Source organism: Candidatus Burkholderia verschuerenii (assembly GCF_001189365.1).
In the GTDB taxonomy this organism is placed as follows: domain Bacteria; phylum Pseudomonadota; class Gammaproteobacteria; order Burkholderiales; family Burkholderiaceae; genus Caballeronia; species Caballeronia verschuerenii.
In genome coordinates, this window is sequence record NZ_LFJJ01000225.1 from 1 (window position 1) to 8,623 (window position 8,623).

Below are 8,623 nucleotides of genomic sequence, written 5' to 3' on the forward strand. Positions count from 1 at the left end.
CGATGACCGCGACAAGGCGCGTGCGCTCTGGGCCGAAAAGGGGAAAAGCGCGTTCGCGGACGACAATAAACCATAGACGCCAATCGCTGCACGGCAAGCGTCAACCGACCCGATATAACCGATGGCGTGAGCGATGGCGGGCGGCGCGGAGACCTCAAACATCGCAGCGACGCCCGCCATCGCGCGGCAACGCCGCGCACTGCGAATTCTCCGCGAGAATAGCCGCCAGCTTGGCACCGGCTTCCTCGATCTGATGCATCGCCAGTGCCGCGTATCCCACGACAACGGTGGGCGGAAATACCGTCTGGCAACAGAAGGCGGAAAGCGGTTGCAGCGCGATGCCCTCGCTTGCCGCCCGCGCGCAGAACTCCGCTTCGCTTTGGCCATTTCGCAGCCAGAGGAGGAAATGAAGACCTGCCTCGTGACCGGAGACCAAATATAGGCCGCGCGCGCGACTCTCCAGGATGCGCAGGAGGCAATCGCGGCGTTGCACGTAAGCATGACGAGCAACCCGCAAATGGCGGGCGAAGGCACCCGTCCTCAGATAGCTTTCGAGCGCGATCTGTTCGGCAAGTCCGGTCGATCGCCCGACCAGCCGCCAAATATCTGAAAGCGTCCGACGAACATCTCCTTTGGCGACGACGAAACCGACTCGCATGTCTAATGAAAGTGTCTTGTTGAAGCTGCCGCAATAGATGGTCCGTCCGGAGCGATCGACGGACATCAGCGCGGGCAAGGGAGCACCGCTGTAGCTGAATTCGCTGTCATAATCGTCTTCAATGATGATCGCGTCGTTCGATTCCGCCCATTCCAGCAGTTCCAGACGATGACTGACGGCCATGGTCATGCCGAGCGGCGACTGGTGTGCGGGCGTCACATAAACCAGCTTCGCGTCGCCATGCCGTCGAAGAATACTGGTCTGGATACCGTCGAGATGCACGGCGAGATGCACGGGAACATGTGCGACGGCGGCACCTGACAAGGCAAATATCTCATATGCGAAAGGGTAGCAGGGGTCCTCGACGCAAACCTTGTCTCCCTTCGTTACGAAGGCCCGGCAGATGAGGTCGATGGCGTGGCGAATGCCGCTCGTCATGAAAACATCGTCGGGGCCGCAATCGATATTCCTGAACTTGCGAAGGTAATCGGCGATCTGCATGCGCAGGGACGGCAGGCCGGCCGGGTCGGCTTTCCCGCGTATCTGCGCGCTATTTGCCGCGATAGTCTTAGCCACATGGCGCGACCAATCTTTCAACGGGAAAAGATCAGGATCGGGCAAGCGCGCGACAAAGGGCGTTCCGACACGCACATCTCTCTCCGCCTGCTTGTAAGAGTTGGATTGCGTCCGCTCGCTTCGGGCGTCCTCAACGGTTGCCTCGCGCTGCGGCTCCATCGGCCGCGCCATGAGATAGCTGTCAGGGATCGTGGCACTGACGAAAGTTCCCGCCCCTCGTCGGCGGCACAGATAGCCTTCCGAGCACAGGCGGTCATAGACGGTCTCCATGGTGCCCCGCGACAAGCGCCAGCGGAGAGCCAAGGCCCGCGTCGAGGGCATCGTCAAGCCAACGCCAAGGACGCCTCCGAGAATGGCGTCCCGCAGCGTGGCATAGGCCACTTCCTGTTTTGCGACGGTGCTGCCGAGATCGGAAAGCTGGGCGGGCACGGGCAAATCCAGTTAAACAGGTGTTCTCCCTTTCATGAAGTGATCCAATCGCAAAGGCATTTTCTGGTTCTTCCTATTCAACCAGAAAAAGGCGGATAGTTCCATACATAGATAGGCGTCCACCTGCCGCTCGTTCTTGTCGCTGAGCCTCTGCGTCGAAGTCAGAGAACGCCAATGCCGGTAGCGTCTTTTTTCAAAGAACCGACAAAAGAGGTAGGGATGGAGATCGTGGTTATTGGCGGAGGCGCTGCCGGGATCAGCGTTGTGGATACAATTGTTCGGCATTCGGCTATTTCATTCGGCTATTGGGGTTGAAAAAGCCACAATCACAGTCATCGAACCGAACAAGCAAGTTGGTCCAGGTCGAGCGTATAAAGGCGAAGGAGACTACGCGCTGTTGAATCGACAAGCGCGCTTACGTCGAGCGCTTGCTCACGGCGCACGGTCTGTCGGTGACGGCGGTCGTCAACGGCGAGGCCGCGTTCGAATCGGCGCGCACGCATCGGCCCGACCTAATTCTCGTGGACGTGATGATGCCCGTTATCGACGGACTAGCGCTACTCGAATCGATCCGCGCCGATGCGCGATTGAAGGACACGCCCGTCATTCTGCTATCCGCCCGCGCGGGCGAAGAGGCGCGCGCCGAAGGCATGGAAGCGGGCGCGGACGATTATCTGACCAAGCCGTTCTCCGCACGCGCACTGGTCGCAAGAGTGTCGGCCAATCTGATGCTCGCCCGAGAGCGACGCGAAGCCGTGATACGCGAACGCGAGGAGCGGCAGGCGTTCCTGCTCGAGATCAGCGACGAGCTTGCCTCCTGCACCGAAGACACCGACATGCTGGCCGCCGCCATTCGATTGCTGGGCGATCATCTGCAGGCTGATGTCGCATTCCATGCGGAAAGCGACGGCGATGCCCTGCATATACGCGCGCAGCATATTCGACGCGGACGAGCGCTGCCTGCAACGATCGCGTATCGCGGCAAGGAAGACGGCTTTCAGCGCAGCGATGCGATCGCGATTTCCGACCTTGCGAACGATCCGCGATTATCCTCCCGCGTATGGCTCGAAGCCGGGGCGTGCGCGCTCTTACTCGCTTCGCTGACTCGGGATCAAAGCACGATATATTTCGGTTTCCTGAATAGCGAAACAAGAAACTGGACCGATGCGCAAAGCACGCTCGTTCAAGACGTGCTGGAGCGCACACTGGTCGCCGCCGATCGCGCGCGGGCCGAGAAGGCATTGCGCGAAAGCGAGAAGAAATATCGAACGCTGTTCGATTCGATCGACGAAGGTTTCTGCACCGTGACCGTGCTGTTCGACGACGAAGACCGCGCAATCGACTATCGTTTTATCGAGACCAATACCGCGTTCGAGCATCAGACCGGCTTGCGGAATGTCGGCGGAAAACGCATGCTGGCGCTCGTCCCCGCACACGAACAGCACTGGTTCGATATCTACGGCCGCATCGCGTCGAGCGGTCGCGCCGAGCGATTCGAACGGCGCGCGGAAGCGCTCGGCTTCTGGTACGACGTCTACGCTTTCCCCATCGACGATCCGCACGAACGCCGGATTGGCATCCTGTTCAAGGACATTACCGAACGGCGCGACTGGGAAGAGCGGCAGAAGATACTCGTCGCCGAGTTGCAGCATCGCACGCGCAATCTGATGAGCGTGGTGCGCTCGATGGCAGACAAGACCGGGCGCCGCTCGACCGATCTCGCCGATTTCGATTTCGGCACGCGCTTCAGCAAGCGTCTGGATGCGCTCGCGCGCGTGCAAGGGCTGCTGTCGCGCCTGAACGACTGGGATCGCGTGACCTTCGACGAGCTGCTGCGCTCGGAGCTATCCGCCATCAGCGGCGATGCGGAGCGTATCAGGCTCGACGGGCCGAGCGATGTCGCGCTGCGTTCGTCGACCGTGCAGACGCTTGCGCTGGCGATCCACGAACTCGCCACCAACGCGCTGAAGTACGGCGCGCTCGGTCATCCGCAAGGGCAACTCGAGGTTCGCTGGCATGTCGATCGGCTGCGCGGCGACGGGCGTCCGTGGCTGTATATCGACTGGAAAGAGCAGGGCGCGCCGATGCCTGCAAGCGATGCGACGACGGGCGGACGCGGCTCGGGACGCGAACTGATCGAACGCGCATTGCCGTTTCAGCTCGGCGCGGAGACGAGCTTCGTCATCGAACGCGACGGCGTTCATTGCACGATCGCGCTGGCGGTGTCGGAGCGCAATGCGCCGTCATCCGTCGATCTATCGCGGACCTGATGCAACGCGGCGTGCCGTCGCGCGGGCGTGTTCCAGCGCGGCCCAGACGCGCTCGGTCGCCTCTTCGAGCAGGGCGATCTCGGCGCTCGTCCATTTGCGCGGCGTCGCACTCGCGCCGACGAGCGACCACATCGTCTTGTTTTCGGCTTGCCGAAGCGCGGGCGCGATCAACGCGGCTACATCCATCGCGGCGAAGTGCGCCTGGTCGATGTCGGACAGAGCGGGATTGGCCGCCACGTCGTCGAATACGCGCGTGGGTTTCGTCAGCATGTCGGCGGCTTGCAGATGCTCGAAGGGTTTCATCGCCGCTTGCAGCGGTGGCATGCCTTCGCGAGCGATCGCGGCCTCGATGCGCCACACGTCGTCGCCAGGTCGATACGTCGCGGTATAGCAGCGGTCCAGGTTCAGCCTTTCGGCGACCAGCCGCACGGCCTGCCCGGCGATGACGCTTTCCTGCGTTTCCGCCTGCAGCACGTAACTCAAGGTCAGCAAAAACGTCTGACGTTCCTGATGCTCGCGCTGCGCCTCTTCGGCGTGGTGCAATTCGGTGACGCGCGTGACCTGATGGATGATCGCCTTCACGTTGCCGTCGGCGTCGAGCATCGGCGCATTGATCGCCAGCCACCAATGCGGTTCGAAGCCGCCGCCCGGCGTCACGATGTCGTATCGCACGCGAGGCATCGCGTCCGTGCGACGCAGGCTCAGAACGCGGTTGAGCGAGATTGCGAGCGCATCGGAGCCGTGATCGCCGGGGCGGTTCGGGTCATCGGTGAAGACATCGAACAGTCTGCGTCCGATGAGACCTTCGCGCGTCGTGAGCGTGGCGGCGAGATAGGCTTCGTTTGCAGCGGTGATGGTGAAATCCGGCGGGTTGGCCGCCAGCACCATGAACGGAACCGGCGACGCCGCAAACAGCGACTGATATCGCTCCTCGCTCGCGCGCAACGCGGCCTCGGCGCGTTTTCGTTCGGTGATATCTTCGTATAACGTATTAAATCGATCGCCGCCCGCCGCATAGAAATTCACCTCGAACCATACTTGAAGCGCGGCGAGTTCGTGCTCGACGCGCTCCGGCCGATTGAGTCGCACGACGCGCTCGCTCACGTCGACCCAGAACTGTTCGAGACCGGGCACAAACTCGCGCACGTCGCGGCCGCGACAGTCGGCGGCGGACAGGCCCGTGAGCCGTTCCCACGCCGGATTGCAGTCGATCAGGCGGTAGGAGACGGTGCGCCCGTCGGCGTCGCGTATCAGTTCGCAATCGGTGTAGCCTTGTCCCATCGTTTCGAACAGCGTGCGGAATTTTTCCTCGCTCGTGCGCAATGCCGCCGCGCCGCGCGCGCAATCGAGCGCCGCGACGAGTCGGGCCGCCAGTTCGCGCGGCGAAAAGGGCTTCGCGATGTAATCGTCCGCGCCTGCGAGCAGACCTTCGATGGCCGCATCCTCGCTGGCTCTCGCGGTCAGCAAGACGAAGGGAACGTGAACCAGACGCGGCTCCAGACGAATCTGCTTGAGCAACTGGAAGCCGTCTACTTCCGGCATCATGACGTCGGCGAGCACGAGATCGGGCGAGGTCTGACGCGCGAGCGTCAATGCCTGCGCGCCGTCGCTCGCGAGCATGACGTCCCATTGCGGCCCGAGCAGACGACGCAGATATTCGCGCAGATCCGCGTTGTCGTCGACGACCAGCAGTTGCCCTCGCGAGCGGCCCTGCGTTTCCATCGCCGGGGCCAGCATGTCCTCGATCCGATCACCTCGACGGGCAGCCCCGCGTCGGACCAGCGCGACGCTTCATCGGCGAGCGCGGCGGCCTATTGCGGTGGTTCGGCGGGCAGCGATTCGGCGGGCGCGCGGCGCGACGGTTGCGCGTTCAGCGGCATCCAGATCGTGAACGTACTGCCGTAACCTTCGCGGCTGCGCATGGTGAGTTGGCCCCCCATGCGCTTCACGAGGTCCTGCACCATCGCGAGACCGATGCCCGAGCCTTCGGCCGTTCGCGCCCGCGCGCCGCGCACGCGATAAAAGCGTTTGAAGATATTCGGCTGCTCATCGAGCGGAATGCCGATGCCCGTATCGCTGACGATGAGTTCCGCATGCTGACGCAGCGCCTTGATGCTTACCGTGATCGTGCCGTCGAAGGTGTACTTGAACGCGTTCGACAGCAGATTCGAGACGATTTGTTCCCACATGGACGTTGTTGACCGGCACCAGCGGCAAGTCCGGTCCGATTTCGACGCGCAACTCCATGCCGGCCGATTCGATCGCGCTGCGAAACGCGCTGGCGATATCGGCCGTCAACACGGCGATGTCGGCTGGCGCGATGGGCGCCTGACGGCCGCGCATCTCCATCTGCGAAAAATCGAGCAGGTTGTTGACCAGCCGCAAAAGCCTGCGCGCGTTACGCACGGCGACGTCGAGTTGCCGGCCGATCGGTTCCGGCAGCGCGTCATGCCCGCGAGCGAGCTCTTCCAGCGGCACGAGCAATAGCGTAAGCGGCGTGCGAAATTCGTGACTGACATTCGAAAAAAAATCGGTCTTCGCGCGATCGAGCGTGGTCAACTGGTCGAGGCGTTCGCGTTCCAGTTCCTTCGAGCGCGCATCGCCGAGTCCCGATGCCAGTTGCCGGCTCAATGCCTCGACGAAACGGAGATACGCTTCATCGAACGGGCGGTGTCTCGACAAACCCAGCACGAGGACGCCTTGCGTGACGCCCGGCGGCACCGCCTGAACCGCCGCAAGCACCGCGCGCTCAGGCTGCACATTGCCTCTTAGCGGCAGATAACGCTGAATCGACTCGATCAGAAACGGTGGACATGTTTCCGACGGCGAGTCGGGCAAGACCTTCGCGAGCGGCCACGTCTCGGCGATGTCGCGGTCGATATGCACCACACGCGGCGCGGCGTCCGATCCCGCATCGAGACGCGCTGCGCAGGCGAGCGTCGCCTGACGGCGTTGCGCGTCGATCAGGTAGAGCAACGCGAACGGCACTTCGGATGGATCGGTGGCCAATGCATCGGCGGCAAGCGTGCAGGCTTCGTGTCGCGTAAGTGCGCGCGCCATGCAGGTGCTCAGCGTTTGCAGCAGGCGCATGCGTCGTTGCGCGACGATCGTTCGCGTCGTTTCCCAGATGGTGCATCGAACGCCCAGCACTTTTCCGGCGATATCGCGCAGCGGCGTGTAGGAGAAGCTGATGAACGCCTGTTCCAGCACATCGTTACGGATAACTAATAAAGGCAGCTCTTCGCCGGCGATGGCTTCGCCATCGTGGAAGACGCTTTCGACGAGTGGGCCGATGCGCCCCCACTCGTTCTCCCATGTCTGTCGCGCGGGCTTGCCCAGCGCGCCGGGATGTTTCGGTCCGAGGAAAGGGCGCCACGCGTCGTTGTAGATCTCCGTCAGTTGCGGGCCCCACCAGATCGCGCTCGGATGAGCGGAATCGAGCGTTTCGCGAATCATCAGCTTCAGACGTTCCGGCCAGGTGAGGGCGGATCCGAGCGGCGTTCGCTGCCAGTCGACATCGCGTGCGGCAAGGGCGACGTCGGCGACGGCGCCGAACGCGGCTTCGATCGCGCGCAGTTCGGTCAGCGCATTCGGACGCGGCGAGCCTTGGGCGAATTCCGCGATGACTTCGCCGAGACTCGCGATCGGCACGACGAGATCCACCGCGCCCGTCGCGATCGCGGCGATGGGCATGTCCGCGTGTTCCGCATCGTCGGGCGCTTGCACGAGCAGACGGCCACCGGCTTCGCGCAATTCTCGCGCGCCGATCGAGCCGTCGTTGTTCATGCCGCTGAGGATCACGCCGATCGCGCGCGCCGAAACTATGCGCCGTCGAAAAGAACAGACGATCGATCGGTCTCGATCGCTCGTTGTCCAGTATCGGCGACACGACGCAGGTGCCGTCCGGAAACAGCTCGACATACGCGTTCGGCGGACACAGCAATAGCGCGCCGGGCGCGATGGGTCGGTCGCGAGCCGCTGAACCGGCAGAGGAAGTCGCTGCAGCGCGATCTCGATCTGCGCGCCGACCGGGAGATGCATCATCGCCACGACAGGCAACGGGAAATCGGCCGGAAGCCCGTCGACGAGTTCGCGCAGCGCCGGAACGCCGCCCGCCGACGCGCCGATGACCACGATATCGAACGCAGCGTCGGCTGACTCCGTGTCGCGCAGGAGTTCGGCAGGGTCCATCTTGCGTCTCCGGTCGTGGGGCTTGTGATGCGTGGGCGTTCGGGGGAGGTTCTTAGAGTAGCGCAAATCGATCCGGCCCTTAAGCCTTGCGACGGCTCGCCGCCATTCCAGCGGCATAACGCTTGCTGCCACAAGTAAGCGACGGCTCACCATGAGCCCCATCGAAAAACTTGCGCCTAGCAAGACGACAGGTGCTTTGAGCTCAGCCAGCGAGTCCGGTCGGTGACCTGGACCGGGCTTCGCCGGCCCAACATCATGCATAAAAAGAACGCGCTGTCGGCAGAGAACTTGCGGCTCGTCTTCGAATCGACGCCTACACCGTTGTTGATCCTGCAGCCTGACGAGGCGTTCACGATCGTCGGCGTCACTAGTGTGTTCCGTCCCAGAAATAACTTTACATAACCGAGCCACTTTCTGAAGGATGGAATCGGCGGTTGCGGTCCAGACAAATGGACGGTTGTGCTGGTTGTAGCGTGCGACATAGCGCTCGATGCTGGTA

The 8,623-nt window shown here is 62.7% G+C and carries 5 protein-coding genes; 1 reads left to right on the top strand and 4 read right to left on the bottom strand.

The features are described from left to right. Positions 1-154: 154 nt before the first annotated feature. The gene (gene pdxR / locus BVER_RS25645; protein ID WP_198155364.1) at positions 155-1,663 is read right to left on the bottom strand and encodes a MocR-like pyridoxine biosynthesis transcription factor PdxR; all 1,509 of its coding nucleotides are present in this window, start codon (positions 1,661-1,663) and stop codon (positions 155-157) included. Between the two features lie 401 nt (positions 1,664-2,064). Here pdxR and BVER_RS32895 point away from each other — a divergent pair, with 401 nt between their 5' ends. Beyond that, positions 2,065-3,933 carry a response regulator gene (locus tag BVER_RS32895; RefSeq protein ID WP_269750807.1) on the top strand — a complete coding sequence of 623 codons (1,869 nt, stop codon included), beginning with the start codon at positions 2,065-2,067 and terminating at the stop codon, positions 3,931-3,933. Here the strand turns inward: BVER_RS32895 and BVER_RS25655 are convergent. From BVER_RS25655 to BVER_RS25660, 3 genes are all read right to left on the bottom strand, one after another. Further along, on the bottom strand, positions 3,919-5,670 hold the full coding sequence (locus BVER_RS25655) for a response regulator (RefSeq protein ID WP_083452353.1): 1,752 nt from the start codon (positions 5,668-5,670) through the stop codon (positions 3,919-3,921). The genes BVER_RS32895 and BVER_RS25655 overlap by 15 nt on opposite strands. Before the next feature lie 74 nt (positions 5,671-5,744). Then, positions 5,745-6,098: a sensor histidine kinase gene (locus BVER_RS34540; protein ID WP_232316773.1), complete on the bottom strand. Its 354-nt coding sequence runs from the start codon at positions 6,096-6,098 to the stop codon at positions 5,745-5,747. Beyond that, complete coding sequence (locus BVER_RS25660) at positions 5,980-8,124, bottom strand: chemotaxis protein CheB (RefSeq protein ID WP_050455661.1); 2,145 nt, start codon at positions 8,122-8,124, stop codon at positions 5,980-5,982. Before BVER_RS25660 ends, BVER_RS34540 begins: the two co-directional genes overlap by 119 nt. Between the last annotated feature and the right edge of the window lie 499 nt (positions 8,125-8,623).